Here is a 19,327-nt window from a genome sequence, read left to right as displayed (position 1 = left end):
CGGCGAGTCTGCCGGACACCCACCGGACGCACAGCGGTCACCCGGTGTTCACCGAGCCGTCAGTCCTCGACGCTCGCGACGGCCACGCACCGGACGACCCGGCCGCCCGCGGCGCGGACCGCCCGCACCCCCTCGGCCATCGTGACGCCGGTCGTCACGACGTCGTCCACGAGCACCACGTCCCGCCCGTCGACCCCGCACGCCCGCAGCGTCCCGACGGTCGCGGCGACCCGCTCGATCGCCGTCCGTTCCTTCTGGCCCGGCCCCCCGCTCGCCGGTCCACCCCGGACCCGCACCCGTCGGAGCCGCCCGGTGCCACGGACGCCGCCGCGGGCGAGCAGCAGCACCACGGGGTCGAACCCCCGACGCCGTGCCCCCGCCCGCGACGGCGGGACCCGCAGCACGACGGTGCCGACGGGTGCCTCGGCGAGCGCGGCACGCACGAGCGAGCCGAAGCGAGCGCCGAGCGGTCGTGCGACGTCCACCCGACCGCGGAGCTTCAGCTCGAGCAGCAGGGTCCGGACGAGTCCCTCGTACTCGAAGGCGGCGTCGAGCCGCACGCCCGCGACGAGTCGGACCCGGCGCGGGCGCGCGACCAGGGCGGCGCGGCAGGCCCGGCAGAGCGCACGGTCCGGCCGTCCGCAGCCCAGGCAGTCCACCGGCAGGAACAGGCCGAGCACCGCGAGCACCGCGTCGCGCCACGGCGTGAGCAGATCCTCGGTGCGCATGCGACGAGTGTGGTGGCGACCGGACGGCGGTCGTAGGCCGACCGTGCGGACGGTGGACGGGCCTCCCGGCCGGGGTGGGTGTGGAGGGGTGACCGCGACGTCAGCGCTGGACGCCGAGCACGTCCGCGGTCACGCCGGTGGTGTCCCAACCGCCGCCGGTGGACTGCAGCACCGACCCGCTCGACATCCGGAGCAGCAGTGCACCACCGCTCCCGCCGCTGATCGAGGTCGCACGACCGTCCGGCTTCGGCAGGGTGCTCGACTGCCCGCCGATGGTGGTCCGGACGACGTTCGGCCCGGCCGTGGTCTGCCCGACCGACGCCACGTCGGTGTCGTTCACCCACGTCGCCCCGACCGCGTCGCCGGTGGCCGACTGCACCCGGACGGCTGCGCCGAACGACGTCGGGGACCGGTCGGACCCGCGGATGATCGCCATCACGTACAGGCCGGGGCCGTCGGCGGTCTGGATCAGGGCGAGTGCCCGGGTCGAGTCGCGGGAGACCTGGAACGACACGAGGTCACCGCGCGGCAACGACGTCGCGACCTGGTGCGGGTCGCCGCCGAGGCCGTAGGCGGTGATCCGGCGAGTGTCCGACGACTGGCCGACCCAGACGAACCCGAGGTCGTCGATCGCGGGGGCGACGAGGTCCTCGCGGGCGTCGACGCGCAGGTGGTCGTCGCCGCGGACGACGACGGCACCGTCGCGGTTGCCGACGGCGGCCGTGGTGCCGGAGGCGGACAGTGAGATCGAGGTCGGGTCGAGGCCGGCCACGGTGTCGCCGACGCCGCCGCCGAGCTTCGAGACCTTGCCGGTGCCCGTGGCCGCGTAGCCGACCACACCGTCCTCGTCGACGAGGGGGCGGGGGTCGACGTCCGGGTTCTGCTGCGCGTTCGCCCCGCTCGAGTCCGGGACGGACAGGCTCGCGCCCTCGATGGTCATCGACACCGACGAGATCGTGGCGACCGAGGCGAGCGACTTGCTCAGCTGCTCGCGCATCCGGACGCGGTCGACGGTGCTGGCGCGCAGGGCGTCGCTGGACAGGTCGACGAGTGCCGTGCCGCTGTCGATGGTGACCGCGTTCAGGGAGAGCTGGGTGCCCTCGGGGAACGACGAGACCACGGCGCCCTTCAGCCAGTCGGCGGGACCGGCCATCAGGGCGCTGGCGATGCGGGTGCTGGTGGACGAGCGGGCGAGGAACCAGCGCTCGTCGGGCACGAGGAACCGGAACGTCGGGTCGTAGAAGTACAGGGCGTGCTGCTGGAAGACGGAGTCGAAGCTCACCGGGGACAGGATGATGCCGTCCGGGGCGTAGGCGATGCGCCACTCGCCGTCCTCGCGGGTGAACTGGAACGTCAGCGTGGACGAGGTCGGGCGGACCGCCTGGGTGTACTCCCCCTCGGAGTCCACCGTCGCGCTCGCGGTGAGCGTGTACGTCAGCTCGCGGTCGTCGGCGCGCTCGACGGTGCCGCTGCCGTCGCGGATCGTGACGCCCTGCCGCGGGTTCCACTGCTGCGAGAAGTCCGAGGCGAGGAACTGCCGGGCGATGGCGTAGTTGTCCTGTGCGCCGGTGGCCGCCGCGATGAACCCGCGCAGGATCGCCGTCTGGTCGGATCCGGTGATCGGCTTGTCCGGCCGGAAGTCGACGCCGGACAGCGACTCGTCCTTGATCGTCTGCCCGGTGCGGACGGCGCCGTCGACGGGGATGGCGGCGCAGGCGGTGAGCGCCAGCACGCTGACGGCCGCCAGTGCCGCGGCGACGACGTGCCGGAAGCGGGGACGGAGACGGGGGCGCATCAGGACTCCTCTCGCACGGCGCGGGGGCCGTCGTACGACTCGTCGAGCTCGGGCAGCGGGATCGCCGAGGTCGCGGCGGTGACCTGTTCGTTGCGGGGCAGCGTCAGCACGAAGGTCGATCCCTGACCGGGGCGCGACCACACGTCGATCCGACCGCCGTGCAGCTTCGCGTCGCCCAGGCTGATCGCGAGACCCAGGCCGGTGCCGCCGATGGTGCGCTTGCGGCTCGGGTCGGCACGCCAGAACCGGTCGAACACCCGTGCTGCGTCCTCCGGCGGCATCCCGACGCCCTGGTCGCGCACCGCGATGGCGACCGTGCGGGCGTCGCTGTCGACGACGACCTGGACGGGCTTGGCGTCGCCGTGCTCGATCGCGTTGCCGACCAGGTTGCGCAGGATGCGGCGGACGCGCTTGGCGTCGAGTCGCATCGTGGTGTGGCCGCCGGGGGTCGCGAGCTGCAGGTCGATGCCGGCGCGTTCGGCCAGGGGGCGGAACTCCTCGACGATGTCCGCGGCGAGCGCCGCCGGCACCGACGGCTCGGTGTCGAGCTGCACGGCCTGCGCGTCGTAGCGGGAGATCTCGAGCAGGTCGGCGAGCAGCAGCTCGAACCGCTCCACCTGGGCGTGCAGCAGCTCGGCCGAGCGCCCGACCGACGGCTCGAACGCGTGCCGCGAGTCGAAGAGCATGTCGCCGGCGAGCCGGATGGTGGTGAGCGGCGTGCGCAGCTCGTGGGACACGTCGGACACGAAGCGCTGCTGCACGCGGGAGAGCTCGGCGAGCTGGGTGATCTGCCGGCTGACGGCCTCGGCCATGCCGTTGAAGCTCCGCGCGAGGGTCGCCAGGTCGTCCTGGCCGCGCACCGGGATGCGTTCGTCGAGGCGTCCGGCGGCGATCTTGCGGCTCGTCTCCGCTGCCTCGCGGATCGGGACCACGACCAGCCGGACGACGAGCGAGGTCACCAGGGCGATGAGCACCATGAGCGCGACGCCGCCGATCGAGAGCGTCTGCGACACGAAGTCGAGGGTCTGCTGGGCATCGGACAGGTCGTAGACCAGGTACAGCTCGTACTGGCCCGCGCTCGGGATCTGCAGCGTCGAGCCGACGGCCAGCCCGGGCACGCGGCGGCCGTCGTCGTCGAGCTGCACCGGCTGCAGGCTGAGCTTGCCGGTGTTCGCGCCGACCTCCTTGCGCAGGGCGTCCGTGATGACGGCGTCCGGGAAGTCCTGGCTCGCGATGGTCTGCAGCGTCTGCGGGGTGGACTGGTCCGGGCTCCGCTCGATCGCGATGCTCGTGCCGCCGGGGCTCGTCGTGTTCGACAGGATCGCCTGCTGCGCCTCGTTCTGCAGCGTCTCGAGCTCGGACTGGTTGTTGTCCTCGGCAGCGGTGGCGGCGTCGAAGATCCCCTGCGCGACGATGGTCGCGCGGGCCGACTCCGACTCGATCTGGTCGCGGCGCTGCGAGTAGACGTTCGTCGAGATGCTCACCATGACGGCGGTGCCGATGATCCCGACCGCCAGTCCGGTCGTCATCACGGTGATGGCGACCGAGCGGAACATCAGGGACCGACGCCACACGTACGCGACGGGCCGCCAGCCACGGCGGACCCAGCGGCGCATCCGTCGTCGGCCGCGGCCGACCACCCCGATCGACACGGTGGCCGTGCCGGGGGTGGCACCGGCTGCCGTGCCGGGAGCGGTGCCGGCGGGCGGGGCGGGCGGCACGGTGGTCAGGCTCCTCCGGCCCGGTACCCGACGCCGCGGACCGTGGTGACGGTCTTCGGGTTGTCCGGGTCGTGCTCGATCTTCGCGCGCAGGCGCTGGACGTGCACGTTCACCAGGCGGGTGTCGGCCTTGTAGTGGTAGCCCCAGACCTGCTCGAGCAGCATCTCGCGGGTGAAGACCTGGTTCGGCTTCTCGGCGAGCGCGCGGAGCAGGTCGAACTCGAGCGGGGTGAGCGCGATGACGGTGTCGCCGCGGCGGACCTCGTGCCCGGCGACGTCGACCGTCACGTCACCGACGTGCAGCACCGTGGCGTCGGTGGCGCTCGGCCGCAGCCGCGTGCGGATGCGGGCGACGAGCTCCTTCGGGTTGAACGGCTTGACGACGTAGTCGTCGGCACCGTTCTCGAGGCCGAGGACGACGTCGGCGGTGTCGCTCTTGGCGGTGAGCATGATGATCGGCGTGCCGCTCTCGGCACGGATGCGCTTGCAGACCTCGATGCCGTCGATGCCCGGGAGCATCACGTCGAGCAGGACGAGGTCCGGCTTCGTGCTGTGGAACGCGTCGACGGCGTCGTTGCCGTCAGCGCTGAACTCGGGTTCGTAGCCCTCCGAGCGGAGGACGATGCCGATCATCTCGGCGAGGGCCTGGTCGTCGTCGACGACGAGGATGCGCGGTGTCATGTGATGTGGACTCCGTGTGGCGTGCGGGTGGTGCCGGGTCGGCACGTGTCCCCACACGATAGCCGAGGCCCCGTCACGCGGCGTTTTCCGCCAGGATGGAGGTGGACCGCGCGTCGCAGCGCGGACCGACACGACGAAGGGGGCCGAGGTCATGTCCGATTGGCAGACGCCTGGCGGTGGTCAGCAGGGGGCCGGGCAGCAGGGCGCCGGGCAGCAGGGCGCGTGGCAGGGACAGCCGGGAGGCCCGCCCCGCTTCTCCGCGCCGCCGCCGCCCGCCCCGGGGCCGGGTCGACCCCCCGGCGGTCGTCCGCCATCCGGCTCGCGTCCGGTGATCCCCCTGCGCCCGCTCGGGTTCGGTGACGTGCTCGGCGGCGCCTTCACGGTCTTCCGCCGCAACGCCCGCGTCCTGCTGCTCTGGAGCGTGCTGCTCAGCGGTGTGCTCGGGCTGCTCTCCACCCTCGTCAGCACGTTCGGCCAGCAGGCGCTGCAGTCGCGGATGATGACGGCGTTCGACGGCAGCGGTGGTGGCGACACGATCGTCGCGGGCTCGGTGACGCTGTGGATCCTGCTGACGATCGGCCTGCCGTTCCTGGCGTACCTCGGGCGCGGCTTCCTGGTCGCGCCGGTCGCCGCGGACACCGGCCAGCGGGTGCTCGGCCGTCGCGCGACCTTCCGGGGCCTGTGGGCGTTGCTCGCCGGGCGGCGGTGGCCGGTCGTCGCGTGGATGTTCGTGCAGATCGGCGCGGGGCTCGTCGTCGGGATCATCGTCGCGGTGGTGTTCTTCGGGTTCTTCGCGGCGCTCGGTGCCGGGGGCGCCGGCGCCGGGTGGTTCGTCCTGGCGGTCTTCGTGATGGTGCTCGGCTTCGGTGTCGTGCTGACGTGGCTCGGCATCCGCTTCGCCTTCACCGTGCCGACCATCGCGCTCGAGGGCCGACCGGTCTTCGCCGCCGCCGCGCAGTCGTGGCGACTCACTCGCGGTGCGTTCTGGCGGACCTTCGGCAGCCTGCTGCTCGTGCAGGTGATGTTCGGGGTCGCGGCGTCGATCGCCACGGCGCCGCTCACCATCGGAGCCGTGCTCGTCGGCGGGGTGTTCGACCCGCTCGGGCAGACCGACGCGTCCTCGGGCATCGGTGCGGGCGCCCTCGTCCTGATCGTCATCGGCAGCCTGCTCGCGATCGCGGTGCAGTGCGTCACCGACGTGCTGAGCGCGGCGGTCGTCACCTTCCTCACCATCGACCGGCGGATCCGGACCGAGGCCCTCGACCAGCGCATCGCCTCGCACCTCGACACCGGGCAGCCGGCCGACCCGTTCGCACCGTCCGCACCGGTCGCCCGACCGCCGTGGCCGCCGCAGCAGTGGGCCGGGCAGCAGCAGCCGTGGGCGCAGCAGCAGCCGCAGCAGTGGCCCGGACAGCCCCCGCAGGCGTGGCCCGGACAGCAGCAGGCGCAGCAGCCCTGGCCCGGACCGCAGCAACCGTGGCCGCAACACCCGCCGCAGCAGGGGCAGCACCGCCCGCCGGACGGGACCGCATGACCGCGGTCGACCCCGACGAGGCCCGCCGTCTGCTCGAACGCGAACTCGACCGGCCCGCGTACGACGGCGCGCACGTGACCTGGTGGGACCGGGCGTCACGGACGTTCCTGGACTGGCTCGGGTCGCTCCGCGCCGACGGACTCGACTCCCCCGTCGCGGCCCGCACGGCCCTGGTGATCGCGATCGTGGTGCTCGTCGCCGTCGTCGTGCTCGTCGTCGTGGCCCGCGGGCTCCCGCGACGTCGTGCACGCAGCGGCGCGGACGACGCCGGCGGGGTGTTCGACGACGACGACCTCCGGTCCGCCCGGGAACTGCTCGACGCCGCACAGTCCGCGATCCGCCGGGGCGACTGGTCGGCCGCGGTCCTCGACGGCTTCCGTGCGACGGCCCGCGGCCTCGGCGAGCGCGACCTGGTCCCGGACGTCCCCGGGGCCACCGCACGCACCATCGCGGTGCGGGGTGCCGCGCCGTTCCCCGCCGAGGCCGCGGCGCTCGACGACGCGGCGACGGCCTTCGACGCCGTCCGCTACCTCGGGCTCGACGCCGACGAGGGCACCGCTCGCCGGGTCCTCGACACCGAGCGCGCCGTGCGCCAGGCTCGTCCGGCCAGGTCCTCGGGGCCGGTGGTACCGGCATGACCGCCAGCACCGCCACCGCCGCTGCGCCGCGCACGGGTGCGCCGTCGGAGGACCAGCCAGAGGGCCGCCGGTTCCGGTTCGGCTTCTGGATCGCGATCGTGCTCGTCGGGCTCGTGCTCGCCGTGCTCACCGCCGTGGTGCAGGGCGCCGAGGGACCGGACCGCCGGCCGCTCGACCCCACCTCGACCACCGCGAGCGGATCGGCGGCGCTGGTCCGGGTCCTGGAGCAGCGTGGCACCTCCGTCCGGGTGACCGACCGTGCCGACGGGATCGACGGTGGCACGGTGTTCGTCGACGACTCCGACGGCGTCCTCGACCCAGGCGTCGCCGAGCGCCTCGCCCGGACCGCCGACCACGTGGTCCTGGTGGGCGTCGACTCCACGCCGTTCGCGTCGTTCGGCCTCGACGTCACCACGGCCACCGCGCCCGAGGGCGACGACACCGTGTCCACCGCGTCCTGCGCGATCCCGGCCGCGGCGTCGGCTGCGCGGGTGTCCACCGCCGGGTACGGCTACACGGTGGACGACCCCGACGCGGATCGCTGCGCGCCGTCCGGCAGCGGCGACGACCGAGCCTGGGGACTCGTCCGCACGGCGACGCCCGGCGGCGACGTCACCCTCGTCGGCACCACGTCGGCGTTCCGCAACGACACGATCACGACCGCCGGGAACGCCGCGCTCGCCCTCGGCCTGCTCGGCGCGGACGACCGGCTCACCTGGTACACGCCGACCGTCGGCGCGCCCGACGCCGCCCCGACCCTCGGCGAGCTCGCGCCGCCGTGGGTGCCGAGCGGCCTCGCGCTGCTCGCCCTGGTGGCCGTCGCCGCCGCGGTGTGGCGGGGCCGACGTCTCGGGCCGCTCGTCGTCGAGCGGATGCCCGTCGTGGTCCGCGCCGCCGAGACCACCGAGGGCCGTGCCCGGATGTACGCCCGCACCCACGACCGCACCCACGCCCTGGACACCCTCCGTGTCGCCGCGGTGCGCCGGATCGGCCGGCTGCTCGGACTCCCCCGGTCCGCGCACGTCGACGACGTCGTCCGCGCAGCGGCCCGCTCCACCGGCATCCCGCACGACCGCGTCGGCGCCGTCCTCGTCGGCGGTCCGACCTCCGACGACCGCGCCCTCGTCGACGGCACGAGGGCACTCGACGACCTCGAACGGGCCGTCCGACGATCCACCTCGGGCGACCGTCCCAGCACCGACCACGACCGACCAGGAGCACGACCGTGACCGACCTGCCAGCTGCCCCCGACCAGCACGTCCCCGCATCGGGCGACCGCGCCCCGCACGACCGGAACCAGCACGACCCCGGGCTCCGCGACGCCTTCGGGCGGGTCCGGGCCGAGGTCGCCAAGGCCGTCGTCGGGCAGGAGGGCGCGGTGTCCGGCATGATCGTCGGACTCCTGGCGCAGGGGCACGTGCTGCTCGAGGGCGTGCCCGGCGTCGCCAAGACCCTGCTCGTCCGCAGCCTGGCCGCCGCGATGTCCCTCGACACGAAGCGGATCCAGTTCACGCCGGACCTGATGCCCGGCGACGTGACCGGTTCGCTCGTGTACGACGCCTCCACCGGCACGTTCCCGTTCCGCGAGGGCCCCGTCTTCACGAACGTGCTGCTCGCCGACGAGGTGAACCGCACGCCCCCGAAGACCCAGTCCGCCCTGCTCGAGGCGATGGAGGAACGCCAGGTCAGCGTGGACGGCGACGCCCGGCTGCTGCCCGACCCGTTCTTCGTCGCCGCGACCATGAACCCGATCGAGTTCGAGGGCACGTACACGCTCCCCGAGGCGCAGCTCGACCGCTTCCTGGTGAAGCTGACGCTCGACATCCCGCCGCGCGACGTCGAGTGGCAGGTCCTCCGCCGGCACGCCGACGGCTTCGTGCCGCGGGACGTCCGGTCGGCGGGCATCACCCCCGTGGTCGGCGTCGACGAGGTCCTCGCCGCGCAGCGCGCCGTCCGGGCCGTCGGTGCTCGTGACGACGTGCTGGCGTACATCGTCGACCTCGCCCGTGCCACCCGTCAGGCACCGTCCGTCCGCGTCGGGGTCAGCCCGCGCGGTGCGACGGCCCTGCTCGCCGCCGCGAAGGCCTGGGCGTGGCTCACCGGCTACGACGCCATCACGCCCGACCACGTGCAGGCGATGGCCCTGCCGGTCTGGCGGCACCGGCTCCGGGTGGCCGCCGACGCCGAGCTCGAGGGCGTCGGCGCAGACGGGGTGCTCCAGCAGGTGCTCGAGCAGGTGCGGGTGCCGATCTAGTGGCGGTCTCCGGCCGGTTCGTCGCGCTGCTCGCCGTCGCCGTCGTGCCCACCGTGCTGCTCGCCAGCGGGTGGGCCGGCCTGGCGTGGGTCGTCGTCGTGCTGCTCGCCGCGGCCCTCGACGTCCTGCTCGCCGCCGACCTGGCACGCGTGCGGGTCGAACGGCGGATGCCGCGACTGGCCCGCCGGGACAGCACCGCCGACGGCACGCTCGTGCTCGCGAACGACGGCGGGCGGGTGCTCCGGGGCATCGTCCGCGACATGTGGGAGCCCTCGGCCGGACACCGGCCGCGCCGGGTCCGGATGACGGTGCCCGCGGGCGAACGACGGACCGCCCGCATGCGGTTCACCCCGTTCCGCCGCGGTCGACGCCGCACGGCCGGCGTCGCGGTCCGGGCGTTCGGTCCGCTCGGTCTCGCCGCCCGGCAGCGGGTCGTCACGGCGCCGGGCGAACTCGTCGTCACCCCGCCGTTCCGCTCGCGACGGCACCTGCCGTCACGGCTGGCCCGGTTGCGCGAACTCGACGGCGAGACCACCCTGCAGCTCCGCGGCCACGGCACCGAGTTCGACTCGCTGCGCGACTACGTCCGGGGCGACGACGTCCGCTCCATCGACTGGCGAGCGACCGCCCGACGGCAGGACCTCGTGGTCCGCACCTGGCGCCCGGAGCGCGACCGTCGGGTCGTGGTCGTCGTCGACGCCGGACGCGCCGGCGCCGGCAGGGTCGCGGACGAACCGCGCCTCGACACCTTCATCGAGTCCGCACTGCTCCTCGGCGCCCTGGCCGCGGCCGCCGGAGACCGGGTCGACCTGGCGGTCCTCGACGACACCGTCCACGACCGTGTGCACGGGGCGACCCGCACCGACGTGGTCCAGCGCTTCGGCGAGGCCCTCGCGATGGCGGAACCCGGACTCGCCGCGACCGACTGGTCCGCCGTGCCGGCGCTCGTCGACTCGATCACGACCTCTCGGGCGCTCGTCGTGCTGGCGTCGAGCCTCGACTCGGTCGGTGCCTCCGGCGACCTGCTGGCGGTGCTGCCCCGGCTCACCCGGCGGCACGCCGTCGTGGTGACGAGCATCGAGGACCCGGCGGTGCAGCGGACCGCACGCGGCGGGGTGGACCCGGCCACGACGATCCGCACGGCGCGGGGCGGACGCGTGCCGGGCCTCCCGACCGGCGCGGAGCGCGACGTGTACCGGCGGGCAGCCGCCGAACGCACCCTGCTCGATGCCGACGGCGTCGCCGACGTCGCCCGCCGGAGTGGCGCCGAGGTCGTCCGTGGCGCACCGGAGGACGTCCCACCGCTCGTGGCCGACGCCTACCTGCGCGCGAAGGCGACCGGCCGGCTCTGAAACCGGGCGGACGCTACCCGGCGACCAGGGCGGAGGTGCCGCGCTCGAACTCGTCGAGGTCGCCGCGCTCCCCGGCCCGGTACGCGCGACCGCCGAGCACCCACTGGTACGCCAGGACCGCAGCGAGGGCGATCGTCCCGATGCCGATCTTGACCGGCCACGGCCAGTCCTGACGGGTGACGATGCCCTCGACCAGACCGGACAGCAGCAGCGTCAGCGTCAGGCCGACCGCGATCGTGATGAGGGCTCGGCCGTCCTCGGCGAGGGCCTGCGCACGGGTCCGGTGCGGTCCCGGAGCGACCCACGACCAGAAGATCATCAGGCCCGCCCCGCCGGCGAGGAAGACCGAGTACAGCTCGAGCTGGCCGTGCGGGGCGATGTAGAGGAAGAAGTCGCCCAGGCGGCCCTGCGAGTGCATGATCGCCGCGGAGACCCCGAGCCCGACGGCGTTCTGCATGATCGAGAACGGCACGAAGACGCCCGTGATGCCGAACGCGACCATGGTGGCCGCGATGTAGGCGTTGTTCGTCCACACCTGCGCCGTGAACGCGCCGAGACCGTGGTCGGAGTAGTAGTCGACGAAGTCCTGCGTGGCGTACTGGCGGAGTGCCTCCGGCGTGCCGAAGGTCGCCGTCGCCCCCGGTGTCGTCGTGATCCAGACGGCCACGATCGCGCCGATCGCGACGGTGGCCAGCGCCACCCAGATCGTCACCCAGCGGATCCGGTACAGCGCCGCGGGCAGCTGCCGGGTGAAGAACAGGGCAACCGCGGTGAGCGGGTCGACCGGGGTGCCGGTGAAGCGCAGGCGGGCGCGGTACAGGGTGAGGGACAGCCGGTCGCCGGTCGCGGTACGGGGTGCGGCGCCGCGGATGCGGGCGAGGTCCGTCGCGGCGGCCTGGTAGCCGGAGACGAGCTGGTCGACGTCGGCACCGGTGGTGTGCCGGGCGCGCGCGAGGCGGTCGAGCTCCTGCCACCGGTCGCGGTGCACCTCGGCGTAGGCGTCCAGGTCCACGTGTTCCCCCTCGTGTCGGCCGACTTCCGACAGAATGATCCCATGTCGAAGCCCCGCACGCCGCGCGACCTCGCCGACGCCCGGTTCTCGCTCGCCCTGGACGAGACCGCCGACGAGCTCGTGGTCGGCGAGGCGGTCGCGCTCGACGTGCAGCCGGCCGGACTCGTCCTGCGGTTGGCGTCGGCGCTCCTCGACGGGGTGTGCCTGCTCGTCCTGTACCTGCTGCTCGTGTTCGGGGTGTCCCGGCTGTGGCCGAGCGGCCTCGACGAGGCGTGGGGCGCCGCGCTGAGCATCGCCCTGTTCGTCGCCGTGCTCGTGCTCGTGCCGGCCGCCGTCGAGACGGTGACCCGGGGCCGCAGCGTCGGCCGGTACGCCGTCGGCACGCGGGTCGTCCGGGTCGACGGCGGTGCGATCGGGTTCCGGCACGCCTTCACCCGCGCGCTCGTCGGGCTGTTCGAGCTGTGGATGACGTTCGGGTCGGTGGCGCTGCTCGTGGCGTTGTTCGGCAGTCGTCCGCGACGCCTCGGGGACCTGCTCGCCGGCACCGTCGTGCAGCACGAGCGGCTGCCGAAGCAGCGCGACCCCCAGGTGGTGCTGCCACCCGAGCTGACCGCCTGGGCCACGGTCGCGGACGTCTCGGCGCTGCCGCAGCGGCTCGAGAACCGGCTCGGCGCGTTCTTCCGCGGGGCCGCCGTGATGCGCCCCGAACTCCGGGAGTCCGCCGCCCGCGCGCTGGCCGCGGACATCGCACCCTTCGCCCACCCGGTGCCGCCGGTGCCTGCCGAGGTGTTCCTCGCCGGGGTCGTCGTGCTGCGCCGTGGGCGGGACGTGCAGGCGCTGCGCTCCCGCGTCGGGTTGCTCACCGAGGCGGGCGCGTCGGCGTCGGCGCGGCCCCCGGGCTTCCCGCGCTAGCGCGCTGCGCCCCGCTCAGTACCGGTAGTGCTCGGGCTTGAAGGGGCCCTCGACCGGCACGCCGATGTACGCCGCCTGCTCCGGGCGCAGCGTCGTCAACTCCACCCCGAGGGCGCCGAGGTGCAAGCGTGCGACCTTCTCGTCCAGGTGCTTCGGCAGCACGTAGACCCCGGTCGGGTACTCGTCACGACGGGTGTGCAGCTCGATCTGCGCCAGGACCTGGTTCGTGAACGAGTTGCTCATCACGAACGACGGGTGCCCGGTGGCGTTGCCGAGGTTCATCAGCCGCCCCTCGGACAGCACCAGGATCGAGCGGCCGGTCGGCAGGCGCCACTCGTGCACCTGCGGCTTGATCTCGACTTTCTCCACACCCGGCAGGGACTCGAGCCCGGCCATGTCGATCTCGTTGTCGAAGTGACCGACGTTGGCGACGATCGCCAGGTGCTTCAGCCCGAGCATCTCGTCGACGCCCACGACGCCGAGGTTGCCCGTGCACGTGATGACCATGTCGACGGTCTCGATGACATCGGCCAGACGGGCCACCTGGTAGCCGTCCATCGCGGCCTGCAGCGCGCAGATCGGGTCGACCTCGCTGACGATGACGCGCGCGCCCTGGCCGCGCAGTGCCTCCGCCGCACCCTTGCCGACGTCGCCGTACCCGACCACGAACGCGACCTTGCCGCCCATCAGGACGTCGGTCGCACGGTTCAGACCGTCGGGCAGGGAGTGGCGGATGCCGTACTTGTTGTCGAACTTCGACTTCGTCACGGAGTCGTTCACGTTGATCGCGGGGAACCGCAGCTGTCCGTTGAGCGACAGCTCGTACAGGCGGTGCACGCCCGTGGTGGTCTCCTCGGTGACGCCCTCGATGTCCGCGGCGATGCGGGTCCAGCGGTCGGACGACGTCTCGAGCGACGCCGCGACGGTGTCGAGCACGATCTTCCACTCGGCACTCGCGTCGGCACCGGCGACCGGCGCAGCACCAGCGGCTTCGGCGTCGGCTCCGGTGTGCACGAGCATGGTGGCGTCGCCGCCGTCGTCCAGGATCAGGTTCGGACCGGCCCAGCCGGCTCCGACGGCAGCGGCCTCGGCGGTCCAGTCGAAGATGCGGCTGGTGCACCACCAGTACTCCTCGAGCGTCTCGCCCTTCCACGCGAACACGGGGACGCCGGCTGGTGCGTCCGGCGTGCCGGTCGGGCCGACCGCGATCGCCGCGGCGGCTTCGTCCTGCGTGGAGAAGATGTTGCAGCTCGCCCACCGCACCTGCGCACCGAGGGCGACGAGCGTCTCGATCAGGACGGCCGTCTGCACCGTCATGTGCAGCGACCCGGCGATGCGCGCGCCGGCCAGCGGCTGCGACGCACCGAACTCCTCGCGCAGGGCCATCAGGCCCGGCATCTCGTTCTCGGCGAGGCGGATCTGGTGGCGGCCCGCCTCGGCGAGCGAGAGGTCGGCGACGCGGTACGGTGCTGCGGTCTGGGCTTCGGTGGGCATGCCCATCAGTCTTCCATGCCGGGAGGCGCGGGTCCCCAGCCGACGTCGGTCACGTTCCACGGGCCTCCCCGTCCACCACCGCTGGTGCGTCGCGGACGCGAGCCGTCAGTCGGCCTCGCGCTGCAGCGGCTCGCGCCGCACCACCTGCCAGCCGCGCGGGACCCGCAGGCCGGCCGCGTGCCGGGCGCAGAGGTCGTAACCGTGCGGTTCGACCCGCGTGGAGAGCGGCCCGACGACGACCATGGAGTCCCCGTAGTCGTAGGTCAGGGTCGCCGAAGCGCTCGCGGCGCACGCGACCTTGCTGCAGATCCTCACGTCCATGTCGTCAGGGAGCCTAGCGGAGCGAGCTCGAGCGACCGGAGCGACCGGGAGTGACGACGGCACGCGTACGATGTGGGGATGCGTCGCAAGCCCCGCCTCGTCACTCCCGTCGACCGCGGTCGAGGCCGGTCCCGGCACGGACGCGGCGGGCGGTCGAGCGTGACCGGTCCCGAGCTCGCACCGATCACCACCCGCGCCGAGGCCTTCGACCGCATCGTCGGCGACAGTGCCCACTACCTGATCGGGCTCTGGCCCGACGAGCTGTCGGGCGTGGTGTTCCAGGTGGCCGACATGCCGACCGACGCCACCCTGCCCGACGCGATGCCCCGCTGGCGCATCGACCGCGACACCCGCAGGGTCACCGTGTTCCGGATCCCCGTCGAGCGGGTGAACCGCAGCCCCGAGAAGGACGACGCGGACCGGCGGATCATCATCGAGACGGCCGTGTTCCGCGCCGTCGGCGAGCTGATCGGCAAGGACCCGTGGGACCTGGCGCCGGACCGCTACCGCCACTGGTGACGACGCGGCACCCGGGGCACCGCGCCGACGTCACGGTCAGGGGTAGACGCGGACCGGCGTGGACACCTGGGTGGACGGTCGGACCGGGAAGCCGGCGATGCCGTCGTCCCCGCGGTAGGTCACGCCCACCACGACCCCTTCGGCGCCGGAGATCGAGAGCTGCTTCGCGGTCTGCACCGGCATGGTGGCGGTGGCACCCGACAGCACCGTGATGGTGCGCTTCTCGTCGCCGGAGCGGATCGTGATCGAACGGTCCTCACGCGTCGGGTTCACGAAGTTCATGCGGACGCCCTCCCCCGGTGCCACCGCGGTGATGACCTGGTCACCCAGGGGCTCGGCCGAGGCGAACCAGCCGAGGTCACTGTTGCCGTCGGCCGTCGGTGAGGTCGTGCGGGCACCGGCGACGACGGGCTGCGTCGACGTGACGGTGAACGAGTAGCGGCCGTCCGGGAAGTCGTCGAGCGCGACGTCGGTCACGACCCCGGGCTCGGCGGTGGCGTTCACGGTCGTGCCGCCGCCGTCCGCCGTGCTGATGCCGAGCGTGACGCGTGCCGACTCGGTACCGGGGACGAACAGCCGGACGACGGGGGCTGCGTCCGCCGTGTCGTCACCGCGCTGTGCCTCCTGCGCGCCGGCGAGCACGACGCCGGGGATGACCTGCGACCGCGAGGGAGCGGCGCCGCCGGAGACGATGTCGTAGCCACCGGGGGTCAGCGTGCGGACGACGGTCTCCTGCATGTGGGCGACGATCTGCCCGCCCGAGGACGACACGTGCACGACGGTGGATTCCTGGTCGGACACGAAGCCGGACAGCGGGACGACCTTCTGGGTGTTCGGGGCGACGACGATGCCGGTCGTGCCGGGGGCGCTGACCGTGCCGGTGCCGTCGTAGATCGCCAGGTCGACGGTCGCGTTCACGTCGGTCGGGTTCGACAGGGTGACGAGGCTGGTGCGCCCGGTCTCGGTCGAGCCGCCGACGAGCCAGGTCGACTGCGAGGGATCGTCGCACGACGCCGCGCCGGCACCGACCAGGTCGCCGCTGGAGACGCTCTGGTAGCTGCTGCCCGCGACCTGCGGTGTCGTGTCGCCCGCGGGGGCGGTGAGCAGGCGCGGGTCGCTGCCGCCGGTGGACGACGGGTCGAGCGAGGTCCGCTCGACGGTCGAACCGGTCGTCGCCGTGGCCACGGTCGCCGACCCGACGGTGCTCGCCTGGGTGGCGTCGTTGCCGGAGTCGTCGGACAGCCGCAGGGCGCTGCCGGCGCAGACGCGCTCGGCGTCGGCGGGCACCGGGGTGACGGTCCGGCCGGCCGGGCGACCCGGTTCGGCCGCGGTGCCGTAGGCGTGCGCGGCCGTGACGGCGCCGGCAGCGACGACGACGGCGATCGCGGTCGCGGTGCCGCGGACGACCCAGCGTCGGACGGAGCGGGTGGTGGTGCTCATTCGTCGCGCTCCTCGTCGAAGGTGGTCGCGGGTTCCTCGGCCTCGATGACGTTCGAGGTGGCACGGCGACGGCGCGGGGCCGTCGGCACGGCGAGCAGGGCGGCCGCCCCGAACACCACGCCGAGCACGACCAGGTACAGGACGTGCGTGGCACGGGCGGCGGCGGACCCGGTGGTGGTCCGGTCGACGTCGCCCTCGTAGTGGAACAGCTGGCCGTTCGTGGTCTCACCGATGCTCGTGAAGAGCGCGTTCTGCCCGATCGCGCCAGCGGCACGGTCGTGCACGGTCTGCGCCTCGGGGTCGTCACCGGCGTCGTCGAGCAGGACGAAGCTGATGCCGAGTTCCTGCAGTGCCGGCCGGGGGTCGTAGCCGCTGCGGCTCGCCAGGTTGCCGGCGAGCGTCGTCAGCCGGGCGCCGGACTCGCTCAACCGCAGGGCGGTGGCGTCGAGGGTCGACTGGTCGTCGAGGGTGGCACCCTGGCCGCGTTCGAGCGCGACCGCGAGCGACCCGTCGTCCTGCGGCACCACGACGAGCGTGCCGACGTCGGGGTTCGCCTGCGCCTCGGCGTTCACGTACGCGCTGAGCACCCGGCCGGTGGTCGGCTGGATGGCGGCGTTGCCGAGGTAGAACGCGGCGAAGGCGGGGGCCACCGCCACACCGGCGAGCACCGTCGCGACGAGTCCCGTGACCGGGGCGGCCTTGGGCAGCACGTCGACCCCGATGCAGGCAGCGACCACGATCGCGAGCCAGTACACCGACAGCCCGCTGCCCGGCCACACGATGGTGGTGGTCGACCCGACGCCGGTGACGGTCACGTGGGTGGCGGCGAACGCGGTGCCGAAACCCAGCAGTGCGACGACGAGCGCCGAGCCGGCGACGGCCCAGCGGTGTCCGAGCATCGCGCCGATCGCCGCGGCGGCGATCGGGACGGCGAGGACGGCCATCACGATCGGCAGCCACGTGCCGACGGCGGCGAGTCCGGACGTGGCGGGCAGCCACCCGCTCCAGTCCGGCAGCGGCTGACCGATGGCCAGCTGCAGCGCGGACGGCGCACGCGTGGCGGACGGGACGCCGGGGTCCGCGAAGACGGCGAGGACGTTGCCGCGCGCGACCTGGGCGAGGACGAGCGGCAGGAAGAGCACGGCGGTCGGCACCGGGATGAAGGCCCGACGGTGTGCACGGCGCCACCCGACGACGAGCGCGACGAGCCACCCGATCAGCAGGACCGGCAGCAACGACGGCGCCGAGGCCGCCACGACCGCGAACAGCAGCGAGGCACCCGAGGCCCAGGCCCACGAGCGGTGCGCCTCGAGCACGGCGACGAACAGCCACGGCAGCACCAGGTGCGCGATGACGGCGCCGAGGTGGCCCGTCGTGACCGCGCCGACGAGTGAGGGCGCGATGGCGTACAGCGCGGCACCGATCACCGGCACCCACTTGCGCGTGGTGACCTTGCGGACCGCGAACCAGGCGCCGAGGGCGGAGACCGGGAACGCGACGAGCATCACGAGCACGACGGACGTCGAGGGCGACCAGAACACGATCGACCCGAGGACCGCCAGCACGGCGGCGAACGGGTCGGACGGACCGGTGAACCCGGTGCCGAGCGAGTGCCAGCCGTACCCGACGTTCTGCCAGAGCTGCCCGACGCTCGTGCTGAGGGGCAGCAGGCCGCCGCCGGTCAGCGCCGGTGAGCCGAGCAGGGGGTAGAGCGTGACGACGCTCAGGACGGCCGCGGCCAGCACGACCCAGATCCCGCCGTCGCCGAGGAACGACGCCCGCGCGATCGGGGCGTCCTCGACCCGGGCGAGTTCGACGTCGCGCGACGTGGTGCGGTGCTCGTGCACCCGACGCCAGCTGACCCGGAGCGGTTCGACGGCGGCCCAACCGAGCTTCTTCGTGCGGGCGAGGTTCCTGCGCGCCCGACCGGTGCCACCGCCGAAGGCCACCGCGAACGCCGCGGCGAGCTCGGGGACGACGGCCGCGGGGTGCTTGGCGACGAGGTGGCCGATCGCCCGGCCGAGTGCGAAGGGGACGAGGGTGAGCCAGTGCAGCCAGAGCAGTCCGCCCGGCGCGTAGGTCATCCGGCGGTGCAGCTGCGCCTGCCGGTGCATGCGGACACGGCGGGCCTCGGAGACGCGCTTGCGGCCGAACTCCTCGACCGGACCCGCGGTGGTGACCTTCGCCTCGGGGACCACGGCGACGCGGTGCCCGGCCAGGCGCACCCGGACGCAGAAGTCGAGGGCGGCGTCGACGTCGGGCAGCGCGGGGTCGAAGCCGGCGAGCTCGGTCCACACCGAGCGGCGCACCAGCATGCCGCCGGCGGCGACGCCGAGCACGTCGGTGTGCCGGTCGTGCTGGCCCTGGTCGAGCTCGTCCTGCACGAGACCGATCGATCGGCCGAAGCGCGTCATGCTCTCGCCGAACGCGCGGATGAGCGAGGGGTCGTCGTCGGCGACGAGCTTCGGGCCGGCCACGACCACGGACGGCGCGATCTCGACGGCGGAGAGCAGGTCGGCGAGCGCGGTCGGCGACGGCGCGTTGTCGTGCCCGAGCAGCCACAGCCACTCGTCGACGGGCTCGTCCACGACGGTGGGCGGGGCCTCGCGCTCCCCGCGGGCGACGGCCTCGCCGAAGGGGCGTCCGGCCGGCAGGCGCAGGAGCTCGGCGGACCCGCCGAAGGACAGGCCGGCGGTGGAGCCGTCGGTCGATCCGACGTCGACGACCACCAGGTTCTCGGGGTGGCGGGTCTGGGCCGCGAGTGCGTCCAGGGTCCGGTCGAGGTGGGCCGCTCCGTTGGCGGCGACGAGGATCGCGGTGACTCTGGGCTGCATGACGGGCGTCACTCTACGGTCTGGAGGCACGGCGTCCGCTGCGGACGGCGGCGCGCCGTGAACCTGCGCGGCCGAGCTGTCACGGCGCGCCAG

At 73.8% G+C, this 19,327-nt stretch carries 16 protein-coding genes; 7 read left to right on the top strand and 9 right to left on the bottom strand.

Annotation, left to right across the window (positions count from 1 at the left end; genetic code table 11):
- Positions 1–59 precede the first annotated feature (59 nt).
- The 4 genes from EDF23_RS16780 to mtrA form a co-directional block, all read right to left on the bottom strand.
- On the bottom strand, positions 60–728 hold the full coding sequence (locus EDF23_RS16780; protein WP_131922475.1) for a phosphoribosyltransferase family protein: 669 nt from the start codon (positions 726–728) through the stop codon (positions 60–62).
- A 100-nt stretch (positions 729–828) separates the two neighbouring features.
- Entirely contained in the window at positions 829–2,523 is a 1,695-nt protein-coding gene (locus EDF23_RS16775) for a GerMN domain-containing protein (RefSeq protein ID WP_131922472.1), read from the bottom strand.
- Positions 2,523–4,244, bottom strand: coding sequence for an MtrAB system histidine kinase MtrB (gene mtrB, locus EDF23_RS16770; protein WP_243648968.1), 1,722 nt, complete (start codon positions 4,242–4,244; stop codon positions 2,523–2,525). Before mtrB ends, EDF23_RS16775 begins: the two co-directional genes overlap by 1 nt.
- 5 nt (positions 4,245–4,249) lie before the next feature.
- Positions 4,250–4,924, bottom strand: a complete 675-nt coding sequence (gene mtrA, locus EDF23_RS16765; protein ID WP_123292246.1) for an MtrAB system response regulator MtrA — start codon at positions 4,922–4,924, stop codon at positions 4,250–4,252.
- Positions 4,925–5,252: 328 nt separating this feature from the next.
- Here mtrA and EDF23_RS16760 point away from each other — a divergent pair, with 328 nt between their 5' ends.
- From EDF23_RS16760 to EDF23_RS16740, 5 genes are read left to right on the top strand one after another with little or no spacing between them, the layout of a single operon-like run.
- A complete protein-coding gene (locus EDF23_RS16760; RefSeq protein WP_131922470.1) occupies positions 5,253–6,458 on the top strand; it encodes a glycerophosphoryl diester phosphodiesterase membrane domain-containing protein in 1,206 nt (401 codons plus the stop codon).
- Positions 6,455–7,096, top strand: a complete 642-nt coding sequence (locus EDF23_RS16755; RefSeq protein ID WP_131922468.1) for a DUF4129 domain-containing protein — start codon at positions 6,455–6,457, stop codon at positions 7,094–7,096. The genes EDF23_RS16760 and EDF23_RS16755 overlap by 4 nt, the downstream gene beginning before the upstream one ends.
- Positions 7,093–8,325, top strand: coding sequence for a DUF4350 domain-containing protein (locus EDF23_RS16750; protein WP_131922466.1), 1,233 nt, complete (start codon positions 7,093–7,095; stop codon positions 8,323–8,325). Before EDF23_RS16755 ends, EDF23_RS16750 begins: the two co-directional genes overlap by 4 nt.
- On the top strand, positions 8,322–9,350 hold the full coding sequence (locus EDF23_RS16745; RefSeq protein WP_243648967.1) for a MoxR family ATPase: 1,029 nt from the start codon (positions 8,322–8,324) through the stop codon (positions 9,348–9,350). The genes EDF23_RS16750 and EDF23_RS16745 overlap by 4 nt, the downstream gene beginning before the upstream one ends.
- Positions 9,350–10,702: a DUF58 domain-containing protein gene (locus EDF23_RS16740; protein ID WP_123292241.1), complete on the top strand. Its 1,353-nt coding sequence runs from the start codon at positions 9,350–9,352 to the stop codon at positions 10,700–10,702. Before EDF23_RS16745 ends, EDF23_RS16740 begins: the two co-directional genes overlap by 1 nt.
- A gap of 13 nt (positions 10,703–10,715) precedes the next feature.
- Here the strand turns inward: EDF23_RS16740 and EDF23_RS16735 are convergent, their stop codons facing one another.
- Positions 10,716–11,714, bottom strand: coding sequence for a stage II sporulation protein M (locus EDF23_RS16735; RefSeq protein WP_131845594.1), 999 nt, complete (start codon positions 11,712–11,714; stop codon positions 10,716–10,718).
- A 42-nt stretch (positions 11,715–11,756) separates the two neighbouring features.
- On the opposite strand from EDF23_RS16735, the gene EDF23_RS16730 reads away from it, so the two are divergent.
- On the top strand, positions 11,757–12,626 hold the full coding sequence (locus EDF23_RS16730) for an RDD family protein (protein ID WP_131922465.1): 870 nt from the start codon (positions 11,757–11,759) through the stop codon (positions 12,624–12,626).
- 15 nt (positions 12,627–12,641) lie between these two features.
- On the opposite strand, the gene ahcY is transcribed toward EDF23_RS16730, so the two are convergent.
- Together ahcY and EDF23_RS16720 are read right to left on the bottom strand one after the other, a co-directional pair.
- Positions 12,642–14,120 carry an adenosylhomocysteinase gene (gene ahcY / locus EDF23_RS16725; protein ID WP_131922462.1) on the bottom strand — a complete coding sequence of 493 codons (1,479 nt, stop codon included), beginning with the start codon at positions 14,118–14,120 and terminating at the stop codon, positions 12,642–12,644.
- Between the two features lie 105 nt (positions 14,121–14,225).
- A complete protein-coding gene (locus EDF23_RS16720) occupies positions 14,226–14,441 on the bottom strand; it encodes a DUF3499 family protein (protein WP_123313702.1) in 216 nt (71 codons plus the stop codon).
- A gap of 78 nt (positions 14,442–14,519) precedes the next feature.
- On the opposite strand from EDF23_RS16720, the gene EDF23_RS16715 reads away from it, so the two are divergent.
- A complete protein-coding gene (locus tag EDF23_RS16715) occupies positions 14,520–14,960 on the top strand; it encodes a metallopeptidase family protein (RefSeq protein ID WP_123938728.1) in 441 nt (146 codons plus the stop codon).
- A gap of 36 nt (positions 14,961–14,996) precedes the next feature.
- Here EDF23_RS16715 and EDF23_RS16710 read toward each other — a convergent pair whose 3' ends face one another.
- Positions 14,997–16,400, bottom strand: coding sequence for a DUF5719 family protein (locus tag EDF23_RS16710; protein WP_131922460.1), 1,404 nt, complete (start codon positions 16,398–16,400; stop codon positions 14,997–14,999).
- Positions 16,397–19,234 carry a glycosyltransferase family 2 protein gene (locus EDF23_RS16705; RefSeq protein WP_131922458.1) on the bottom strand — a complete coding sequence of 946 codons (2,838 nt, stop codon included), beginning with the start codon at positions 19,232–19,234 and terminating at the stop codon, positions 16,397–16,399. The genes EDF23_RS16710 and EDF23_RS16705 overlap by 4 nt, the downstream gene beginning before the upstream one ends.
- Between the last annotated feature and the right edge of the window lie 93 nt (positions 19,235–19,327).

Source organism: Curtobacterium sp. PhB128 (assembly GCF_004340725.1).
Taxonomy (GTDB): Bacteria; Actinomycetota; Actinomycetes; order Actinomycetales; family Microbacteriaceae; genus Curtobacterium.
The sequence above is the reverse complement of the archived record's forward strand: the minus strand, read 5'-3'. Positions and strand labels throughout refer to the sequence as shown.

Bases quoted from the DNA above. Each gene is read 5' to 3' on its own strand.
- ahcY (WP_131922462.1), bottom strand. From the start codon at position 14,120: ATGCCCACCGAAGCCCAGACCGCAGCACCGTACCGCGTCGCCGACCTC.
- EDF23_RS16720 (WP_123313702.1), bottom strand. From the start codon at position 14,441: ATGGACGTGAGGATCTGCAGCAAGGTCGCGTGCGCCGCGAGCGCTTCG.
- EDF23_RS16750 (WP_131922466.1), top strand. From the start codon at position 7,093: ATGACCGCCAGCACCGCCACCGCCGCTGCGCCGCGCACGGGTGCGCCG.
- EDF23_RS16755 (WP_131922468.1), top strand. From the start codon at position 6,455: ATGACCGCGGTCGACCCCGACGAGGCCCGCCGTCTGCTCGAACGCGAA.
- EDF23_RS16715 (WP_123938728.1), top strand. From the start codon at position 14,520: ATGCGTCGCAAGCCCCGCCTCGTCACTCCCGTCGACCGCGGTCGAGGC.
- EDF23_RS16705 (WP_131922458.1), bottom strand. From the start codon at position 19,234: ATGCAGCCCAGAGTCACCGCGATCCTCGTCGCCGCCAACGGAGCGGCC.
- EDF23_RS16730 (WP_131922465.1), top strand. From the start codon at position 11,757: ATGTCGAAGCCCCGCACGCCGCGCGACCTCGCCGACGCCCGGTTCTCG.
- EDF23_RS16775 (WP_131922472.1), bottom strand. From the start codon at position 2,523: ATGCGCCCCCGTCTCCGTCCCCGCTTCCGGCACGTCGTCGCCGCGGCA.
- mtrA (WP_123292246.1), bottom strand. From the start codon at position 4,924: ATGACACCGCGCATCCTCGTCGTCGACGACGACCAGGCCCTCGCCGAG.
- EDF23_RS16710 (WP_131922460.1), bottom strand. From the start codon at position 16,400: ATGAGCACCACCACCCGCTCCGTCCGACGCTGGGTCGTCCGCGGCACC.
- EDF23_RS16780 (WP_131922475.1), bottom strand. From the start codon at position 728: ATGCGCACCGAGGATCTGCTCACGCCGTGGCGCGACGCGGTGCTCGCG.